At 40.4% G+C, this 19,478-nt stretch carries 19 protein-coding genes; 9 read left to right on the top strand and 10 right to left on the bottom strand.

Going from position 1 to position 19,478, the window contains the following annotated elements; all coding sequences use genetic code 11:
* Positions 1-86: 86 nt before the first annotated feature.
* Positions 87-713, top strand: a complete 627-nt coding sequence (locus VOI46_RS08875; RefSeq protein ID WP_024033478.1) for a riboflavin synthase — start codon at positions 87-89, stop codon at positions 711-713.
* Here VOI46_RS08875 and VOI46_RS08870 read toward each other — a convergent pair.
* A complete protein-coding gene (locus tag VOI46_RS08870) occupies positions 710-913 on the bottom strand; it encodes a CPXCG motif-containing cysteine-rich protein (RefSeq protein ID WP_004586763.1) in 204 nt (67 codons plus the stop codon). The genes VOI46_RS08875 and VOI46_RS08870 overlap by 4 nt on opposite strands.
* A gap of 197 nt (positions 914-1,110) precedes the next feature.
* A complete protein-coding gene (locus VOI46_RS08865) occupies positions 1,111-1,974 on the bottom strand; it encodes a fructosamine kinase family protein (protein WP_004586762.1) in 864 nt (287 codons plus the stop codon).
* 109 nt (positions 1,975-2,083) lie between these two features.
* Here VOI46_RS08865 and VOI46_RS08860 point away from each other — a divergent pair, with 109 nt between their 5' ends.
* The gene (locus VOI46_RS08860) at positions 2,084-2,776 is read left to right on the top strand and encodes a hypothetical protein (protein WP_004586761.1); all 693 of its coding nucleotides are present in this window, start codon (positions 2,084-2,086) and stop codon (positions 2,774-2,776) included.
* A gap of 49 nt (positions 2,777-2,825) precedes the next feature.
* Here the strand turns inward: VOI46_RS08860 and VOI46_RS08855 are convergent, their stop codons facing one another.
* The gene (locus VOI46_RS08855) at positions 2,826-3,203 is read right to left on the bottom strand and encodes a DUF3718 domain-containing protein (RefSeq protein ID WP_039972171.1); all 378 of its coding nucleotides are present in this window, start codon (positions 3,201-3,203) and stop codon (positions 2,826-2,828) included.
* A 237-nt stretch (positions 3,204-3,440) separates the two neighbouring features.
* On the opposite strand from VOI46_RS08855, the gene VOI46_RS08850 reads away from it, so the two are divergent.
* The 3 genes from VOI46_RS08850 to VOI46_RS08840 all read left to right on the top strand — a co-directional run bounded on the left by VOI46_RS08850 (position 3,441) and on the right by VOI46_RS08840 (position 6,964).
* The gene (locus VOI46_RS08850; RefSeq protein WP_004586759.1) at positions 3,441-4,226 is read left to right on the top strand and encodes a hypothetical protein; all 786 of its coding nucleotides are present in this window, start codon (positions 3,441-3,443) and stop codon (positions 4,224-4,226) included.
* A gap of 100 nt (positions 4,227-4,326) precedes the next feature.
* Positions 4,327-5,709 (top strand): amidohydrolase, encoded by a 1,383-nt coding sequence (locus tag VOI46_RS08845; protein ID WP_004586758.1) that lies wholly within the window; start codon positions 4,327-4,329, stop codon positions 5,707-5,709.
* Positions 5,710-5,719: 10 nt separating this feature from the next.
* Positions 5,720-6,964 carry an amidohydrolase family protein gene (locus tag VOI46_RS08840; RefSeq protein WP_004586757.1) on the top strand — a complete coding sequence of 415 codons (1,245 nt, stop codon included), beginning with the start codon at positions 5,720-5,722 and terminating at the stop codon, positions 6,962-6,964.
* Between the two features lie 145 nt (positions 6,965-7,109).
* Here the strand turns inward: VOI46_RS08840 and VOI46_RS08835 are convergent, their stop codons facing one another.
* The gene (locus tag VOI46_RS08835; RefSeq protein ID WP_004586756.1) at positions 7,110-9,332 is read right to left on the bottom strand and encodes an NADP-dependent isocitrate dehydrogenase; all 2,223 of its coding nucleotides are present in this window, start codon (positions 9,330-9,332) and stop codon (positions 7,110-7,112) included.
* Between the two features lie 449 nt (positions 9,333-9,781).
* Complete coding sequence (gene cspD, locus VOI46_RS08830) at positions 9,782-10,000, bottom strand: cold shock domain-containing protein CspD (protein WP_004586755.1); 219 nt, start codon at positions 9,998-10,000, stop codon at positions 9,782-9,784.
* 209 nt (positions 10,001-10,209) lie between these two features.
* Here cspD and clpS point away from each other — a divergent pair, with 209 nt between their 5' ends.
* Positions 10,210-10,518, top strand: coding sequence for an ATP-dependent Clp protease adapter ClpS (clpS, locus tag VOI46_RS08825; protein WP_004586754.1), 309 nt, complete (start codon positions 10,210-10,212; stop codon positions 10,516-10,518).
* A 68-nt stretch (positions 10,519-10,586) separates the two neighbouring features.
* Positions 10,587-12,848, top strand: a complete 2,262-nt coding sequence (gene clpA / locus VOI46_RS08820) for an ATP-dependent Clp protease ATP-binding subunit ClpA (RefSeq protein WP_004586753.1) — start codon at positions 10,587-10,589, stop codon at positions 12,846-12,848.
* A 244-nt stretch (positions 12,849-13,092) separates the two neighbouring features.
* Here clpA and infA read toward each other — a convergent pair whose 3' ends face one another.
* The 4 genes from infA to trxB all read right to left on the bottom strand — a co-directional run bounded on the left by infA (position 13,093) and on the right by trxB (position 15,859).
* A complete protein-coding gene (gene infA / locus VOI46_RS08815) occupies positions 13,093-13,311 on the bottom strand; it encodes a translation initiation factor IF-1 (RefSeq protein WP_002962494.1) in 219 nt (72 codons plus the stop codon).
* 90 nt (positions 13,312-13,401) lie between these two features.
* Positions 13,402-14,106, bottom strand: a complete 705-nt coding sequence (locus VOI46_RS08810; RefSeq protein WP_004586752.1) for an arginyltransferase — start codon at positions 14,104-14,106, stop codon at positions 13,402-13,404.
* Positions 14,099-14,815 carry a leucyl/phenylalanyl-tRNA--protein transferase gene (aat, locus tag VOI46_RS08805; RefSeq protein WP_004586751.1) on the bottom strand — a complete coding sequence of 239 codons (717 nt, stop codon included), beginning with the start codon at positions 14,813-14,815 and terminating at the stop codon, positions 14,099-14,101. The genes VOI46_RS08810 and aat overlap by 8 nt, the downstream gene beginning before the upstream one ends.
* Before the next feature lie 93 nt (positions 14,816-14,908).
* Positions 14,909-15,859 carry a thioredoxin-disulfide reductase gene (gene trxB / locus VOI46_RS08800; RefSeq protein ID WP_004586750.1) on the bottom strand — a complete coding sequence of 317 codons (951 nt, stop codon included), beginning with the start codon at positions 15,857-15,859 and terminating at the stop codon, positions 14,909-14,911.
* A gap of 287 nt (positions 15,860-16,146) precedes the next feature.
* Between trxB and pssA the strand changes: the two genes are divergently transcribed.
* Positions 16,147-17,472 carry a CDP-diacylglycerol--serine O-phosphatidyltransferase gene (pssA, locus tag VOI46_RS08795; RefSeq protein WP_004586749.1) on the top strand — a complete coding sequence of 442 codons (1,326 nt, stop codon included), beginning with the start codon at positions 16,147-16,149 and terminating at the stop codon, positions 17,470-17,472.
* A gap of 115 nt (positions 17,473-17,587) precedes the next feature.
* On the opposite strand, the gene ald is transcribed toward pssA, so the two are convergent.
* Entirely contained in the window at positions 17,588-18,709 is a 1,122-nt protein-coding gene (gene ald / locus VOI46_RS08790) for an alanine dehydrogenase (protein WP_004586748.1), read from the bottom strand.
* A gap of 142 nt (positions 18,710-18,851) precedes the next feature.
* Between ald and lrp the strand changes: the two genes are divergently transcribed.
* Positions 18,852-19,331 carry a leucine-responsive transcriptional regulator Lrp gene (lrp, locus tag VOI46_RS08785; protein ID WP_004586747.1) on the top strand — a complete coding sequence of 160 codons (480 nt, stop codon included), beginning with the start codon at positions 18,852-18,854 and terminating at the stop codon, positions 19,329-19,331.
* The last annotated feature ends 147 nt before the right edge of the window (positions 19,332-19,478 follow it).

Genomic DNA, 19,478 nt, shown 5'->3' with positions numbered 1-19,478 from the left:
TGTGTTTCAAATAAAAATCACTGTAGTGAATGATTTTACGAGTTGATACGTTAAACTAGCACTTTGTAATAATTTTAAGTGATTTTATGTTTACAGGAATCGTTCAAACTCAAGCTACTGTTGTATCTACCACGCATACCGAAGGGGTTTTACGTTTGGTTGTATCGGTAGGTGATGAATACGTTAAACATTTAGATTTAGGCGCGAGCATTGCAATTAATGGCTGTTGTTTAACGGTGGTTAAAGTTGAATTAAGTAACCACGATGTAGTGGCGCAAGTACATTTTGATGTAATTGATGAAACACTATTACTAACGAATTTAGGCAAGCTTGCACTAGGTAGTTTAGTTAATTATGAGCGCTCAGTAACCTTTGGTACTGAATTAGGTGGGCATATTGTGTCGGGGCATATTCACTGCACTGCCCAAATTGGGCAAATAGTTAAGCAACAAAATAACTGTAAAATTCAGTTAAGCTTACCTACTAAATGGCAAAAGTATGTTTTGTACAAAGGCTTTGTAGCAATAAATGGCGCAAGTTTAACCGTGGGCGAAATTGACGAGCAGGGGTTTTGGTTACACCTGATCCCCGAAACGCTGGCCATTACAAATTTAGGTAACGCTCAAGTGGGTGATGAACTAAATATAGAAGTCGATCAGCAAACTTATACCATTATTAACACGGTAGAAAATTACTTACGCCACCAGGGCTAAAAAATTTGTTCATCGTCGCTGTCTATGTGTAACTCTAATTTTTTATGAGCATGGTCTATGTGCATGTTTAAATGAATAGGGTTACAGCAGGCACTGCATTCTTCTACGTAGTCTTGATCCCCCATACTTGCGTCAATGTCTAGGTGTATGTGGTTGCCACAGTGTGGGCACGTGATACGTTGTGATAAAAAATCTTTCATAATCACTCCAATAGTACCAAGGTAAGAATTAACTTGTTGATACGCGTTAATTAAGTTGTGCAGTTATACTAGCAACAACTTGATGGCTCAAAACTGAACTAAACAACAAGGTATTGAGCCTAAATAACATCCTTTTTAAATATAGTGCTGAAGCAACGATTATGACAGTTATTTTACGCCTTATGAGGCGTTATTATTTAAAGCGATAGCAGTTCATCAATATGCTGCTTAGCCTGAGTAAGATAGTGCCCTGCAAATATATTTGCGTGATTTAAAATAGGGTAAAGTTGGTATATAGCTTTGCGCTTTTTATAGTTTTCGCTTAATGGGTATTGCGCGTTATAAGCGTTATAAAAATCATCAGGTAAAGGGGCAAATAGCTCGCTCATTGCAATATCTACCTCGCGGTCTCCGTAATAACAAGCGGGATTAAATAAGGTCGGTACATTTTTAATAAAGCCCATATTTCCTCGCCAAAAGTCGCCATGTACTAAAGAGGGCTCCACAATATGGCTGTGCAATTGCTCTTTTACCAAATTAATTAATAGCTCAGGCTCTACAAGCTGAATGCCTTTTTCGGCTAATAGTTGCAGTTGCCAGCCGATGCGCTCTTCTGCGTAAAATAAGTCCCATTTTTTATGCCATTGGTTTGGTTGCACGGTGGTGGCTAGGTAATTATCTACATCAAAGCCAAACATTGCTTGGTCGTGCTTTTGGTGCAGCATAGCCAGTTGTTTACCCATATCGTGCCAATGTGTATGGGGCTGTTTATCAAGTACTAACCATTCGAGTACAATAAACGAAAATTCAATATTAGCACCTGTTACAATGCAGTCGGGCACCATAAAAACACTATTTTGGGTGAGCTGCTTAAGTCCTATCGCTTCGCTTTCTAGGCGATCTAGTTCGCTTTTAAGGGCAATTTTAACCAAGTAATTGTGTTTTCCATCGGTGAGTTGATAGAGTTTATCGGTATTTGTACTTTGCAGCTGACGTTTGTAAGTATGTTTAAAGTCATAATGAATGGCTTGGCTAATGTGCTCGTTTACTGTTTTCCACATATCAATTGCTCGCCTTTTAAACAGATACTTAAACTATGGCAAAAAAGTATTAATTTAACAAACTAATCGTTGTAAAATTAACGATATAAAAAATGCTAATGGAGTAACAATGAACAAAAGTTTTATCACCAATTTGCTCGCTGTCTTGTGCGTAGTTATAGGCTACCTTTTTAACCACGCTATTGTGTTATCGGTGGGGTTATTTGCGCTATCTGGTGCTGTCACAAACTTATTGGCTGTTCATATGTTATTTGAAAAAGTACCTTTATTATATGGCTCGGGTGTTATTGCTCTAAAATTCGAAAGTTTTAAAGTGGCTATTCGTAATTTAATTTTGACTGAGTTTTTCTCTGAGCAAAAAATTAATAACCTACTTAGCAAAGCACAACCTAATATCGACTTTGAAGGCATTATTACTAAGGTTGATTTAAACCCTGCATTCGACAACCTACTTCAAGTAATAGAGCAATCACAGTTTGGCAGTATGTTAGGTATGTTTGGTGGCACAGCGGCTATAGAGCCAATGCGAGAAAAGTTTATTGAAAAAATGCAGCTATCACTTGCGCAAATTAGCCAAACAGACGATTTTAAAGTGCTAGTAAACGATACGTTATCGCAAGGGAATAGCGCACAAAGCTTACATGCTACGATACTTAAATTAGTTGATGAGCGTTTAAATGAACTCACCCCAAAAATGGTTAAAGACATTATTCAAACTATGATACGTGAGCATTTAGGTTGGCTAGTAGTATGGGGCGGTGTGTTTGGCGGTTTATTTGGCTTAATTGCGGCCATTATTTAATAAACTAAGCCTGCTTACAAAGCAGGCTTAATTTTGTGTTAACGCCATACTATTTTGGCCCTGTGATGATTACTTTTTCTGGGTTGTACGATTTAGCTAAATCTTTAATTGATGTGCGAGTACTGGTATCAATATTTAAATAATTTGCGCTTTTATCAAGGTTATACAAAGTAACAAAGTCGCCCATTGATAAGTTATTACAGTGCAGCTTTTTGCTCATTACCGCTTTGCTTATATTTAAATCGCGTGACGCTTTACGTACTACGTACGATTTATTAGCTGCAACAGCCATACAAGCCTGTGTACCTGGCGATGAATCGGCCGCGACAAATTGGGTGGCTAATGCTGGTTTTGCAATTAGTAAAGTAGCGCCTAGTACCATAGTTGTGCATAAAGTAGCTTTAACGTGTTCATAATTAGTCCTCATTGTTTGTGGTTCAGCTTTATTATTGAGCGATTCAAACTAAAAAGCTGTTAACCAAACGCAACAAGGTGTAAGCAGGTATGTTTAAAAATACACACTTAAGCTAGGTGACTGAATTTAAGCCCTAATAAATGTGTTTTTTGACACACTTAGGCAAAATTATTTTATAGCTACTGACATATTTTCTCAGCCTGCTATTATCGCCCCCATTATTTACGCGCTTAATTTTTAGGAGAACCAGTGAGCAAAACGTTAGCCAGCTATTACCAGCAAGCGTATGCCTGCGAACACAAGCATTTTAACCAATGTTTTTATTGTGGATGCGAAGCCACAGAGCGCGATCATTGCCCGCCGTTACATATGCTACAGAGCATTATTGATTTAGGCGAAGAGGCCGACTTTGTCTCTATTGCCGCGTGTTATGAGTGCCATGCCTTATTACATAATGAAAGGCTAATGACGATAGATGAGCGTTTTACAAAACTTAAAAAAAAGCTCTCTAATAAGTACGCTAAGGCGCTGCGTGTTTATAACATGTGGGAAGAAAACGAATTAAGCGAAATGAGTGACGAATTTGCGCACAGCATTCAAGCGGGTATGAAATTAGGTAAAGAGGCATCTGAGCGTTTAGCGTTTACAGGCTTTACATATGCCACCGAAGAAGCCCGCGTGACCGTACGCGAAAAAACCAAAGAGTTTGATGTAGAAGGCACCGTTTTTACCGACTTTAAAGAGGCATTAAATTACTGTATTAACGTACTTAAAGTTCACAAAAGTGACTTTTATAAAATATTGGTAGAGGATTATAACGGCGACTTTAATAGGGCACTTAGCCAGTATCGTCATCGCCATGATAAAGTAACAGCAGCAAGCGATGGCAATACATTAATTAAGGATTTTGCTAAGCAACATAAGCAAAACTCAGACTTTGTAACTCGCACCGTAAAACACTTTATAAACAAAGACCCATCGCTTACAACCGAAGGCGCACTTGAAAAGCTGTATAACAATTATATAAAAAAATAATTACAGCCGTTTAACTCATTTAATCGCTTTTTTACCTGTTTTTTTAGCTTTATTACGCCGCTTTAGCTAAAGTAGCAAAAAAACAGGAGAACCTAACAACATGCAAAAATTTGCTCCCTCATTGTTAGCAGTTGGTTTAGCTGCTGCCCTTGTTGGCTGCCAAGAAAACGGCCCACAAGATGCAAAAATCACCATTAATAAAAACCCATACCCAAGCACCTACACACCGCTTGCAAGTAAAAGCACACTAATTACCAATGCAACAGTACTAACTGGCACTGGCGAGCGCTTAGATGACGCCGATGTGTTACTTGTTGATGGTAAAGTACAACAAGTAGGTAAAGACTTATCGGCCAATGCAGATGCAACCATTGATGCACAGGGAAAATGGGTTACCCCAGGTATTATTGACGTACACTCTCACTTAGGTGCTTATCCAAGCCCATCGGTTGAGTCTCATCAAGACGGAAACGAAATGACCAGCCCAAATACTGCTGAGGTGTGGGTAGAGCATTCGGTATGGCCTCAAGATCCTGGTTTTAACCGCGCGCGCGAAGGCGGTATTACTTCACTACAAATTTTACCAGGCTCAGCTAACTTATTTGGTGGCCGTGGCGTAACACTTAAAAACATTCCTGCGCATACCATGCAAGCAATGAAATTCCCTGATGCGCCTAATGGCTTAAAAATGGCCTGTGGTGAAAACCCAAAACGCGTATATGGTCGCCAAGGTACTTTGCCTTCCACCCGTATGGGTAACATGGCCGGTTACCGTATGGCATGGGCAGAAGCACAAGAGTATAAGCGTGCATGGGATAAGTACGACGCCGATTATGAAGCAGGTTTAAACCCAGAAGCACCAGTTCGCGACATTAAGCACGATACTCTTCGCGCGGTCATTGAAGGTGAAGTGTTAATTCATAATCACTGTTATAAAGCTGAAGAAATGGCGATGATGATCGACCTTTCAAAAGAATTTGGCTATCACGCAGGTACGTTCCATCACGGTGTAGAAGCTTATAAAATTGCAGATTTATTAGCTGAAAATGGTTCGTGTGCTGCACTTTGGCCAGATTGGTGGGGCTTTAAAATGGAAGCCTACGACATGGTTCAAGAAAACGTAGCTATTGTTGATGCGGTAAAAAATTCGTGCGCCATTGTGCATTCTGACTCAGACACCACTATCCAGCGCTTAAACCAAGAAGCGGGTAAAGTAATGTACCGTGCAAACGAAAATGGCTTTGATATTTCGGAGCAGCACGCGATTAAGTGGATCACCTCAAACGCGGCTAAATCATTAGGTATTGAAGATAAAACTGGTTCGCTTGAAGCAGGTAAGCAAGGTGATGTGGTTATTTGGAACCAAAACCCATTTAGCGTTTACGCAAAAGCTGAACAAGTATTTATTGATGGCGCAAAAGTTTACGATAGAAACGATAGCGCATTTCAAGCACAAAGTGATTTTATGTTAGGTCAACAATAAGGAGCCCAGAATGAAAAATTTATCACGTTCGTTTTCGCTATCTCTGGTTGCTGCCGGACTGTTAGCCTCAGGTGCAGCCAATGCACAATCGCTTGCTATTATTAATGCCACGCTGCATACGGCAACCGAGCAAGGCGTTTTAGAAAACGCCAGCATTGTTATGGATAACGGTAAAATTACCGCTATTAATCCACAGCAAGTACAAGCAGATAAAGTTATTGATGCAAATGGGCAAATTGTAACCCCAGGTTTTATTGCTAGCATTAATCAACTTGGCTTAGTGGAAGTAAGTGCAGTTGCAGGCTCACGCGATGCAGGCGAAGAAAAAGCAGGTATTGATTTTGATGTAAGCCTTGCTTATAACGCTCACTCAAGCCTTATCCCGTATGCACGTAAAGGTGGTGTAACCCGCGATGTAATTACCCCGCACGGTGGCGATAGTATTTTTTCGGGCTTAGCAAGTGTGGTTGATTTAAGCGGTGATTTACAAGGCGACATACAAAAACAAGCTGCATTAGTGGTTTATTTAGGTGAGCGCAGTAAGGGCTCGCGCGCATTTACATTGCAAACGCTAATTAATAAGCTTGAAGAGCACCAAACAAAAGCAGCTAAAAAGCCTAAAAAAGACGACGACAGCACCCCAAGTATTGAAGATAAAGTAATGGTTAAAGTACTTAGCGGCAATATGCCACTTGTAGTGGGTGTATCTCGTGCGGCTGATATTATTGAGCTACTTAAAGTTAAAGAGCAATTTGGTATTAATTTAGTGCTCAATGGTGCACAAGATGCTGTTGTTGTTAAAGAGCAGATTGCTAAAGCGCAAGTACCAGTAATTATGAGTGCTATGGATAGCTTACCTTCAAGCTTTGACTCTTTACATGCCAGTTTAGATAACGCAGCCGCGCTTGAAAAAGCTGGGGTAAAAGTTATTTTAACTGTGGGCGGCGATGCCAGCCATAATATTTACCAGCTTCGTTTTGATGCCGGTAATGCAGTTTCGTACGGCATGAGCCAGCAAGGTGCATTAGAGGCCGTTACATCTAATGTGGCGAGCGTGTTTAATATTAACGCCGGCAGTATTGAAGTTGGTAAAGCCGCTGATGTAGTAATGTGGAGCAACGACCCGTTTGAGCTAAGCTCGCACGTTAGTAAAATGATTATTAACGGTGAAGAAGTATCTACGCAGTCGCGCCAAGATAAACTGCGTGAGCGCTATACCACTGAATCATCTATGCCGCGTGCATATACAAAATAATTAATATAGCTTTAATTATCCAAAATTCAGGTTAATTATTAAAGGCCGCTACTTTAAAGTTAAAGTAGCGGCCTTTTTATATAAAATAAAGACACAAAAAAACCGCTTACTTTAAACGTAAGCGGTTTTTTAATTTAATCTAAAATTATACTAATTTAGATAAAATTTCGTTAAACGTTGCACTTGGGCGCATTGCTTTAAACGCTGCATCATCGTTTGGTTGGAAGTAACCACCAATATCCATTGAAGGACCTTGCGCATCGTTAAGCTCGCTTACGATTTGCTCTTTTTGCGTTTCTAAATCGCTCGCAATTTGTGTAAATTGCGCTTTAAGCTCGCTGTCTTCGTCTTGCTTAGCCAGCTCTTGTGCCCAGAATAAAGATAAGAAGAAGTGAGAACCACGGTTATCAATTTCTTTTACTTTACGTGAAGGCGACTTGTTTTCAGCTAAGAACGTACCTGTTGCTTTATCTAGTGTGTCAGCAAGTACTTGTGCTTTTTTGTTGCCTGTATTCACGCTTAGGTGCTCAAGCGAAGCCGCTAGTGCTAAAAACTCGCCTAACGAATCCCAACGTAAGTGGTTTTCTTTTTCGAACTGTTGAACATGCTTAGGTGCTGAACCACCTGCGCCAGTTTCAAACAAGCCACCACCGTTCATTAGTGGCACAATAGAAAGCATTTTAGCACTGGTACCCAGCTCTAAAATTGGGAATAAATCTGTTAGGTAGTCACGTAATACGTTACCCGTTACAGAGATAGTGTCTTTACCTTCTTTAATACGCGCTAATGAGAATAAAGTTGCTTCAAGCGGTGCTAAAATTTGAATGTCTAGGCCATTAGTATCGTGATCTGGTAAGTATTTGTTTACCTTTTTAATAAGCTCTGCATCGTGAGCACGATTTTCATCTAACCAGAAAATGGCAGGTACGCCCGTAGCACGTGCGCGGTTTACAGCAAGCTTAACCCAATCTTGGATTGGTGCGTCTTTAACCTGACACATTCTCCAAATATCGCCTTGCTCAACAGTGTGCTCAAGTAATGTTGTGCCATTAGCATCAACAACACGAATAGAACCATCCGCTTTTGCTTCAAACGTTTTATCGTGAGAACCGTATTCTTCTGCTTTTTGAGCCATTAGGCCTACGTTTGGTACGCTACCCATAGTGGTAGGATCGAACGCGCCGTTTTCTTTACAAAAATCAATTGTAGCTTGGTAAACGCTTGAGTAGCTACGATCTGGGATCACAAAGCTAGTGTCTTGTAGTTTACCGTCGTTGTTCCACATTTGACCGCTTGAACGAATGGCAGCAGGCATAGACGCATCAATGATCACATCGCTTGGAACGTGTAAGTTAGTAATGCCACGGTCAGAATCAACCATTGCAATAGCAGGACGCTCAGCGTAAACCGCTTGAATGTCTGCTTCAATTTCTTCGCGCTTAGCATCATCTAATGTTTGAATTTTAGAATAAACGTCGCCTAAACCGTTATTTACATCAACACCTAGCTCTTCAAAAAGCTCGCCGTGTTTAGCAAATACGTCTTTGTAGAAAACTTTTACCGCATGACCAAAAATAATAGGGTCAGATACTTTCATCATTGTCGCTTTCATGTGAAGCGAAAATAATACGCCTTTTTCTTTAGCTGCATCAATTTCTGCTGCTAAAAACGCTTGTAGTTTAGCTGCGCTAATGCGCGATGCATCAATTACTTCGCCAGCAATTAGCGGCGTGCTTTGTTTAAGTACAGTCACATCGCCATTAGTCGCTACGTGCTCAATACGTACATCAGTTGCTGCATCAACAGTTACAGATTGCTCAGAACCAAAGAAGTCACCTTCGCTCATGCTTGCAACGTATGATTGTGAGTCTTTGCTCCACGCACCCATTGAATGAGGGTTATTGCGTGCATATTCTTTAACAGAACCTGGTGCACGACGATCTGAATTACCTTCACGCAATACTGGGTTTACAGCACTGCCTTTAATTTTGTCGTAAGTGGCTTTAATTTTAGCTTCTTCATCATTTTTAGGCTCAGCTGGGTACTCTGGGAGTGCGTAGCCTTTTTCTTGAAGCTCTTTAATGACAGCGCGTAATTGCGGTACAGACGCACTGATGTTTGGTAATTTGATGATGTTTGCTTCTGGTGTTTTTGCAAGTTCGCCAAGCTCTGCAAGCGCATCGCCGATGCGTTGCTCTTCAGTAAGGTAATCAGCGAAGTTTGCAATTACACGACCTGCTAATGAGATATCGCGAGTTTCAACTTCAACACCTGCCGCATTTGTATAGGCTTGGATAATTGGTAGCAACGAGTAGGTTGCTAGCGCCGGAGCTTCGTCCGTTTTAGTGTAGATAATTTTTGATGTCATCATCATTCCTAGATAGTAGGCCGCAGTGGCCGTATTCAACAATGCAAAGAAACTCATTAGCGCATGGTTGCGTTAACAAGCAGTTTGTTAGGTGTCGGTACTCTTAATATGCCAAAAGGCAGAATAGTCACACCTGACTAACTGATTTTTATAGGTTGCAAAGTACACGTATTTTAGCCGCGTAAAAGCATAAGCTAAAATGTAACCGCGTAATTTAGCAACAAGAGTGTAACAAGCTTGTTTAAAAAGGGCTAGCGCTTGCGCTTTTGAACAGCCTTAATTAGCAGGTAACTGTTAGAACATTGGGGTATATAAAATAAAATCAAGGAAAAGGGTTGAATTTAGCGTGTGCAGGAGCAATTTAGTAATAAGAAGAGAGTTGAATGGTAAGTGGGGAATTAAGCGAGGATCTAAATTAGGTCGCTCGCTTTAGTCGAACAAATTTTTTATCACTCTAAAATGTCGCCGTTAGGCGCAATGTTTTTAGCGTGTAAGCCCTTAGGGCCTTGTTCTAGCTCGAATGTTACATCCTGACCAGCTTTAAGTGTCTTATAACCGTCCATTACAATCGTTGAGTAATGAGCGAAAATATCATTCTCGCAGCCGTCTTCTACGATGAAACCAAAACCTTTGGCGTTGTTGAACCATTTGACTTTACCACAAGCCATACTTCTACATCCTTCTATAAGTTGACTAATTTAGTTATTCTAAACCGTATAATTTGCTAGACTGACTAAGGATTAATCAATCTACTTCTGACTGTAGTTTATTTGGCCAGTCAGTCAAGTGTTTTGTGGTATTTTTTTAACATTTAATTTATTTTTTATTCAAGTTTGCTTGAGTTCTAAAGACAAGACTATATTTAATTATGAGTGGTATGAAAGATTCAGGTGTCATCGACACAGTTCGCGATAGTGAAAAGCAAAAGCTGCAGCCACCGCGAAAATACAAAGTTGTTTTAAATAACGACGACTACACGCCAATGGACTTTGTAATAGAAGTTCTAATGACGTTTTTCAATATGGATAGCGATAGAGCAACTGATGTGATGCTACAAGTTCACGAAAAAGGTAAAGGGATATGCGGTGTATTTAGCGCCGATGTAGCCCATACCAAAGCGGAACAAGTTAACCGTTATGCACGGGATAACGAGCATCCACTGCTTTGTAGTTGTGAGCAGGAATAAATACCAATTAGGTGATCAATCATCTCATTGTTGTGGTATAAAATAATTATCTCAGTAAGGGGTTGCCAATGCTAAACAAAGACTTAGAACTAACGTTAAATGCCGCGTTTCGTGAAGCTCGTACACGCCGCCATGAGTTTATGACGGTAGAACACCTTTTACTTGCGCTTTTAGATAACCCTTCAGCAGGCGAAGCGCTAAACGCCTGCGGTGTTGATATTTCTGGTTTAAAAACCGAACTATTAGAATTCATAGACGAAACCACACCGGTTATTCCCGATTTAGAAGAAGAACGCGAAACCCAACCAACACTGGGCTTTCAGCGCGTGCTTCAACGTGCGGTTTTTCATGTTCAATCATCTGGTAAAAACGAAGTTACAGGCGTTAACGTGCTCGTTGCTATTTTTTCTGAACAAGAAAGCCAAGCGGTTTATTTACTTAAGAAAAGCGATATTTCTCGCTTAGATATAGTGAATTTTATTTCTCATGGTATTTCTAAAACGGATGATGAGTTAGGAGATGACACTGACGATATTCATGAAGAAGTACAAGAGGTTCAAAACGAAGAGGCAAGTAAGTTAGATAGCTTTACCACTAATTTAAATGCCCAAGCCAAAGACGGTAACATTGATCCATTAGTAGGGCGCGACAGCGAAGTAGAGCGCACCGTGCAGGTTTTATGTCGCCGTAAAAAGAATAACCCACTGCTTGTTGGTGAAGCAGGGGTAGGTAAAACAGCCATTGCAGAGGGCCTTGCGTATCGCATTGTTAATGAACAAGTGCCTGAAGTAATTGCCGATGCTGTTGTTTACTCGCTTGATATGGGCGCATTGCTTGCCGGTACTAAGTACCGCGGCGACTTTGAAAAACGCTTTAAGAGCTTATTAAAAGAGTTACAAGCAAAACCTAACTCAATTTTATTTATTGATGAAATACACACTATTATTGGTGCAGGTGCTGCATCGGGGGGTGTTATGGATGCCTCTAACTTACTTAAACCGCTGCTTTCAAGCGGGCAGTTACGTTGTATGGGCTCAACCACTTACAATGAATACAAAAATATATTTGAAAAAGACCGTGCGTTAGTGCGTCGTTTCCAAAAAATTGATGTACTTGAACCAAGTGTGGCCGATACCACTAAAATTTTAAATGGTTTAAAAGAGCGTTATGAAGAACACCATGGTATTCGTTACACGCAAAAAGCATTAAAAGCAGCTGCAGAGCTAAGTGCTAAATACATTAATGAGCGTCATTTACCTGATAAAGCCATTGATGTGATAGATGAAGCCGGTGCCAACCAGCGTTTGCAGCCAAGCTCTAAGCGCAAAAAAACCATTGGTGTATCAGATATTGAATCGATTATTGCTAAAATGGCACGTATCCCAGCTCAAAGCGTGTCATCGACCGATAAAGAAACGCTTAAAAATCTTGATCGTAATCTTAAAATGTTGGTGTTTGGGCAAGATCAGTCTATCGATGCGTTAACATCTGCGATTCGTTTATCTCGCTCTGGGCTTGCAAACGAAGATAAGCCAGTGGGCTCGTTCTTATTTGCGGGGCCAACGGGTGTAGGTAAAACCGAGGTTACTAAACAGCTCGCTAAATGTATGGGTGTTGAGTTTATCCGCTTTGATATGTCAGAGTACGTTGAGCGCCATGCAGTAAGCCGTTTAATTGGTGCGCCTCCGGGGTATGTTGGTTTTGAACAAGGCGGCTTACTTACCGAAGCCGTTATTAAAAACCCGCATGCAGTTGTATTATTGGATGAAATTGAAAAAGCCCATCCAGATATTTACAACATATTACTGCAAGTAATGGATCACGGTACGTTAACCGATAACAATGGTCGTAAAGCTGACTTTAGAAACGTAGTGGTGGTTATGACAACCAATGCCGGCGTGCAAGAAACTACACGTAAATCGATTGGCTTTACCGAGCAAGATCATACGCACGATGCAATGAGTGAAATTAACAAGGTATTTTCACCTGAGTTTAGAAACCGCTTAGATAATATTATTTGGTTTAACCACCTTGAAAAAGACGTTATCTTGCAAGTGGTCGATAAATTTGTAGTTGAGCTGCAAGCACAATTAGATAAGAAGTCAGTTAACCTTGAGCTGACCTCCAAGGCTCGAGAGTGGTTAGCAGATAAAGGCTACGATAAAGCAATGGGTGCACGTCCAATGGCACGTGTTATTCAAGATGAGCTTAAAAAGCCATTGGCTAACGAAATACTCTTTGGTGAACTGGTTGATGGCGGTACAGTTAAAGTATCAGTTAAAGATAAGAAAATTAACTTTGACTATGAAAGTAATTTAACACCCGCTTAAATAAGTGTATTCACTTATAGTACCCATCCGCAAAATAAATAACTTAATTATGCGAATGGGTATATAAACTAGCCTGCGCGATACGCGTGGGCTTTTTTGTGCTTTTTTATAGGCAACAAAAAACCCAGCAAAAGCTGGGTTTTTTGTTTATTAAATGTAATTGCTAGTCAGTACCATCAATTACATTTAATAAACGCTTTAAGCTAGTTATTCACTAGCCAAAAACTAAATCTCGTTTACGCACTTAGCGAGCACGGAATACGATACGTCCTTTCGATAAATCGTAAGGAGTCATTTCTACCGTTACTTTATCGCCGGTTAAAATACGGATATAGTTTTTGCGCATTTTACCTGAAATATGAGCCACAACTACGTGACCATTTTCTAGCTCAACTCGGAACATTGTATTTGGTAAAGTATCAAGGACTGTCCCTTGCATTTCGATTACGTCTTCTTTCGCCATGTTTAGCGTAACACCTCTTTAATAGTTAAACGCTGCAGATTTTGCCCAAAATACGCCAATAAGTAAAGGCGCAGCGGGCATTTTTGCAAATTAAATAGCCAACCACTGGTCATTAACGTGTTTTTGCGCGGGTAAAAACTGAGTTTTGTATTTCATTTTGGTGCATTCATCGATTTGGTAGCCCAAATACACAAATTCTTTATTTTGCCGTTTGGCAAATTCGAGCTGCTGTAAAATCATCACAGTCCCTAAACTGTAGTGCTCAAAGTCGGGATCGAAAAACGTATAAATAGCCGAAACAGCGTTATCCATGCAATCTGTTACGGCCACTGCAACTAAAGTGTCTTGGTGCCAAAGCTCAATAAACGTTATTTCTAACCAGCTACAAAATAAAAAACTTTGAAACTGTTCTAAGTTAGGCGGAAACATAGTGCCATCACTGTGGCGCATTGAAATGTATTTACTATAAAGTGGGTAATATTCTTCGCGCTTAGCTTGTGTGTATTTAACTTCAAAGTTTGCTTTTACTTTATTTAGTTTTCTTTTTTGTGACTTTGAAGGGGTAAACTCTTGGGCTAACACGCGCACCGAGTTACAAGCGCTACACGAAGGGCAGTGCGGTCGATAAATTTGATTACCACTGCGCCTAAAACCGAGCGATAAAAGCATCTCAAATTTATGCGTGCTGTAACAGGTTGGGTCAAGTATTACCAATAATTGCTCTTGCCTGTCAGGTAAATAGCTACAAGCAAACTCTTGGCTAAGGCCAACGCGTGCAGGAATGTGTTCACTCATAAATTGCTGTTAACTCCTGTGGTTGCCACATGGTTGAGTTGAGGGTGTAAGCATTTGCTCGTTTAAGTTTAGTCAAAAATTCTGAGCGAGGGATCACTTTTGCGCCTAAAGAGGTTAAATATGGGTTTTCTAGTTGGCAGTCAATAAAATGTGCGTTATGGCGTTTTAACCAATTAACTAACGCCCACATGGCCAGTTTTGAGCAATTAGTTTGATGATGAAACATCGACTCGCCACAAAAAACGCCATTTTGCATAATGCCATACAGCCCACCGGCAAGTTCGCCGTCTTGCCATACCTCAACACTATGCGCAATATTAGCGTCATGTGCAGCAATATAAGCGCTTAACATGTCATTTGTTATCCATGTGCCTTCGGTGTCTATACGTTGCTCACAGCACGCTTCTATCACCTCAGCAAAGGCATTGTTAACAGTTACTTTAACAGGGTGTTTTTTTAAATGTTTACGCAAGCTTTTACTTATATGAAAGTCATTTAGCTCTACAATGCCGCGTTCACTTGGCGACCACCACATAATGGGCTCACCTTCGCTAAACCATGGGAAAATACCCATTTTATAGGCATTACTTAAGCGCTTTACAGATAAATCGCCGCCTATGGCAAGCAGTCCATCGGGGGAGGTAAGTGCATATTCGGGATTTGGGAATGCTATATCGGTTTCACTTAGTTGGTATAGCTGGTTTCTCATAGAGGGCTTAACTTATTAATTATCATAAAAGTGTAACTATATTTTAGGCATAAAAAAAGGCTGAACTAACAGCCTTTATTAATTTTGTAGCGTTTATAGGTTATCTAAGAAACGCTCTGCATCTAGGGCTGCCATACAGCCTGTACCTGCAGATGTAATTGCTTGACGGTAAATATGATCAGACACATCACCTGCGGCAAATACGCCAGGTACGCTTGTTTGTGTAGCGTTACCGTTAAGACCAGACTCAACCACTAAATAGCCGTCTTTCATTTCTAGTTGGCCTTCAAACATGTCGGTGTTTGGCTTATGGCCGATAGCAATAAACACACCCGCTAAATCAAGCTCTTCGGTAGCATCAGATTGTGTATCTTTAATGCGTACACCAGTTACACCCATGTCATCGCCAAGTACTTCGTCTAGCGTACGGTTGTAGTGCATTACTACGTTACCATTTTGCGCTTTTTCGTTAAGACGATCAGCAAGGATTTTCTCACTGCGGAAGCTATCACGACGGTGAATAACGTGTACTTCATCCGCAATGTTAGATAAGTAAAGCGCTTCTTCTACAGCAGTGTTACCACCACCTACAACGGCAACTTTACGCCCTTTATAGAAAAAACCATCACACGTAGCACATGCAGATACACCACTACCTTGAAAATTAGTTTCAGACTCTAAGCCTAAGTATTTAGCCGATGCACCAGTGGCAATAATTAATGCATCACACGTGTAAGTACCTTGGTCGCCAGTAAGCGTGAACGGGCGCTTAGACACATCTACTTTATTAATGTGGTCAAACACAATTTCCGTTTCAAAGCGCTCAGCGTGCTCTTTCATACGGTCCATTAATGCAGGGCCTGTTAAACCGTGCGCATCGCCTGGCCAGTTTTCAACTTCAGTTGTGGTCGTTAATTGGCCACCTTGTTGAATGCCGGTAATTAAAACAGGGTTTAAATTTGCACGTGCTGCGTATACTGCGGCAGTGTAACCCGCAGGGCCAGAGCCTAAAATTAGTAACTTAGAGTGTTTTGCTTCAGTCATGATCTTTTCCTAAACGTTTAATACTGAACTTAATGGCTTCGATTCTAAGAAAAACAAGGCACAAGTAAACAAATTATGTGAATATTTTTTTCTGACAAAATTAAAAGCTGTGCAATATTATGTACTGAGATTGCCTTGAATGATAAAAAAGCCCGCGTAAAGGCTAAAAAACAAACAGATGAGCAACAAAGCTTCGTTAATTCATGACCCGTTAGTATTTTTTTGATATGTTTTACCTAATTTTATTTGTCACTGATAGATTATGTGACCTTAGTGAATAGGCAACTATGTTATTTTGGCAGGAAAAACCCGCATTTGGGTTGACTTCAAAAGACGTTAACGTCTTAACCAACGCACAAGAGTACCGTACGCAATTGCTACGTTTAATTAGCAATGCAAAAAAAAGAATCTACATTACGGCACTTTATTTACAAGATGACGAAGCAGGGCGCGAAATACTTGAAGCGCTGCATCGTGTGTCGTTGGCAAACCCCAACCTTGAAATAAAAGTGTTGGTTGATTTTCATCGTGCTCAACGTGGTCTTATTGGTGCGGAAAAGTCAGACGGTAACGCAAGTTTATATTGTGACTATTTAGAAAAATTTAAATCAAACGTACAAGTTTACGGTGTACCGGTTAAAGCCAAAGAGTTGTTTGGTGTGTTACACCTTAAAGGCTTTGTTGTAGATGATACTTTATTATACAGCGGCGCAAGCTTAAATAACGTGTACTTACAATACAACGAACGCTACAGGCTCGACCGTTACTTTTTAGTTGACCAAGCAGCACTGTGCGACTCTGTGGTTGATTTTATCGAGTCTAAGCTAATAGGCTCGCAAGCCGTGCCACGTATTGATACACGCCCGCTTAAGCGCTTAATAGACTTTAAATTTGAACAAAAGCAATTAATGCGCGAGCTAAAGTCGGCCAGTTATGCAAACCCAACTACGCCCAATACCGACCCACTCGGTGTGCGTTTGTTTTTAGGTTTAGGGCGTCGTAATAATAGCCTTAACCGATTAATTAAAAACTTGTTTGATACCACAGAGCAAGAGCTTGTACTTTACACACCGTATTTTAATTTTCCGGCGCCGCTTATGCGCTCACTACGTCGATTATTAAAACAAGGTAAGCAAGTAACCATTGTAGTAGGTGATAAAACCGCAAACGATTTTTATCTGCCGCCAAGTGAGCCATTTAGTAAAATTGGTGCACTCCCGTATTTATACGAAACTATTTTGCATAAATTTGTAAAATCGCAAAAGCGCCATATAGATAACGGCAATTTAAACGTGTATTTATGGAAGCACGAGAGTAACTCGTTTCACTTAAAAGGTATTTGCGCCGACCGACAACGCCACTTATTAAGCGGCCATAACCTTAATCCACGAGCGTGGGGCCTTGATATCGAAAACGGTATTTTAATTGAAGACCCACAGCAAAGTATTATGCAAGCCATAGATAACGAAAAGCAGGAAATTTTAAAACACTGCCGCCGTCTAACTGGGCCAAATGATTTAGAAACAGTAGAAAATTACCCGCAACCGGTTAAAAAGCTACTTGGTCAGGCTAAACGCGTAAAAGTTGATTTTATAATTAAGCGTTTTATATAAATTAATTTATATAGTCAAAATTTAGATACAAAAAAAGCAGCTAATTAGCTGCTTTTTTATTGTTTGTAGTTAGGTAACTATTTTGTTCAATAACACCTAACGACTAAACGCAAAATTACGCGTTTTCTACTGCAGTACGAGGGTCAACATATTCCATGTTGAACGCTTCAGCTACTTCTTTGTAAGTTACTTGGCCTTTAATTACGTTTAAGCCTTTTAAGAAGTGCGCGTCATCTAGTAGTGCCTTTTTGTAACCTTTGTTTGCAAGGTTAATAATAAACGGCAATGTTGCATTGTTAAGTGCAAAGGTAGAAGTACGCGGTACTGCACCTGGCATGTTAGCAACACAGTAGTGAACAACTTCATCAACAATGTATGTAGGATCAGCGTGTGTTGTTGCTTTAGAAGTTGCAATACAACCACCTTGGTCAATAGCAACATCAACAATTGCAGAGCCTGGCTTCATTGCTTTAATGTGATCGGCTGTTACTAGTTTAGGTGCTGCAGCACCTGGAATTAGTACGCCACCAATTACTAAGTCAGCTTCTAGTACGTGTTTTTCAAGTGCGTCAGCTGTTGAGTAAATCGCTTTAACTTTGTTACCAAATTGCGCGTCTAGTGCACGAAGTACATCGATGTTGCGGTCAAGTACTACAACGTCTGCGCCCATGCCAACAGCCATTTGCGCTGCACTACGACCCACCATGCCGCCGCCAATAACAACTACTTTAGCTGCTTCAACGCCTGGTACGCCACCAAGTAACATGCCACGGCCGTGGTTAGATTTTTCAAGCGCTTGTGCACCGGCCTGAATAGACATACGACCTGCTACTTCACTCATTGGTGCAAGAAGCGGTAAGCCGCCACGTGCATCAGTCACTGTTTCGTAAGCAATACAAATCGCTTTGCTTTTAACAAGGTCTTCAGTTTGTGGAAGATCAGGTGCAAGGTGAAGGTAAGTAAATAAAATTTGATCTTCGCGTAGCATTGCACGCTCAACAGCTTGTGGCTCTTTTACTTTTACGATCATGTCTGCTTTTGCAAAAACATCAGCTGCAGTTGCTAAAATTTCAGCGCCAGCTTGTGTGTAATCTTCGTTAGTAAAACCAATGCCCATACCTGCATCTGTTTCAACAATCACTTGGTGGCCGTGATTTACTAATTCACGAACACTCGCAGGAACCATACCTACACGGTATTCATGGTTTTTAATTTCTTTAGGTACACCAATAATCATAAAATTTGCCTTATTAAGAACGGATTAACATTTTTCACTATTATATTCATCATAAGGCAGTGTGTCTCACCTTTTTTAAAAGGCTAGGCAGTGTTATCATCTAAATAATAAAAATAAACAGAATATTAAACTAGTTGGGTGTATGCATCAGTTATTAGATAGAATTGACCGTAAAATTTTAATGGAATTACAGCACGATGGACGTCTTTCTAATGTAGAACTGGCCCGACGAGTTGGCCTGAGCGCCACGCCCTGTCTGGAACGCGTAAAAAAGTTAGAACGTGAAGGTTATATACTTGGCTACAAAGCTGTGGTTGATCCAGCAAAGCTTGGCCAAGGCTTATCTGTGTATGTTGAGGTAACCATTACCAAAACATCGCCCGACGTATTTGATGAGTTTAGTGCGGCGGTTAAACAGCACGAAGAGATAATAGAGTGTCACTTGGTATCGGGTAATTTTGATTTTTTATTAAAAACACGCGTAAACGATATGTCAGAATACCGAGGTGTACTAGGCGACATTCTTTTAAAGCTGCCAAACGTGAGTGAAAGCCGCACCTATGTAGTAATGGAAGAAGTAAAAGGTGAAGACGGCGTAATAATTCGGCCTTACATTGCGTAAATTTAACCGCAAAAGATAAACACACTCTAATTTATAAAAACTTGTTCATAATCAGGCCATACACATTAAGATAAAGTGCATCAAATTGCATTTCCTGCTAAGGTATTTGATTGCAAGCAAGTGCCAATAGAACAATAAAGAGGGATA

It is taken from the genome of Pseudoalteromonas sp. CuT4-3 (genome assembly GCF_035666335.1).
In the GTDB taxonomy this organism is placed as follows: Bacteria; Pseudomonadota; Gammaproteobacteria; order Enterobacterales; family Alteromonadaceae; genus Pseudoalteromonas; species Pseudoalteromonas atlantica.
This window is presented reverse-complemented; position numbering and strand designations above follow the sequence as displayed.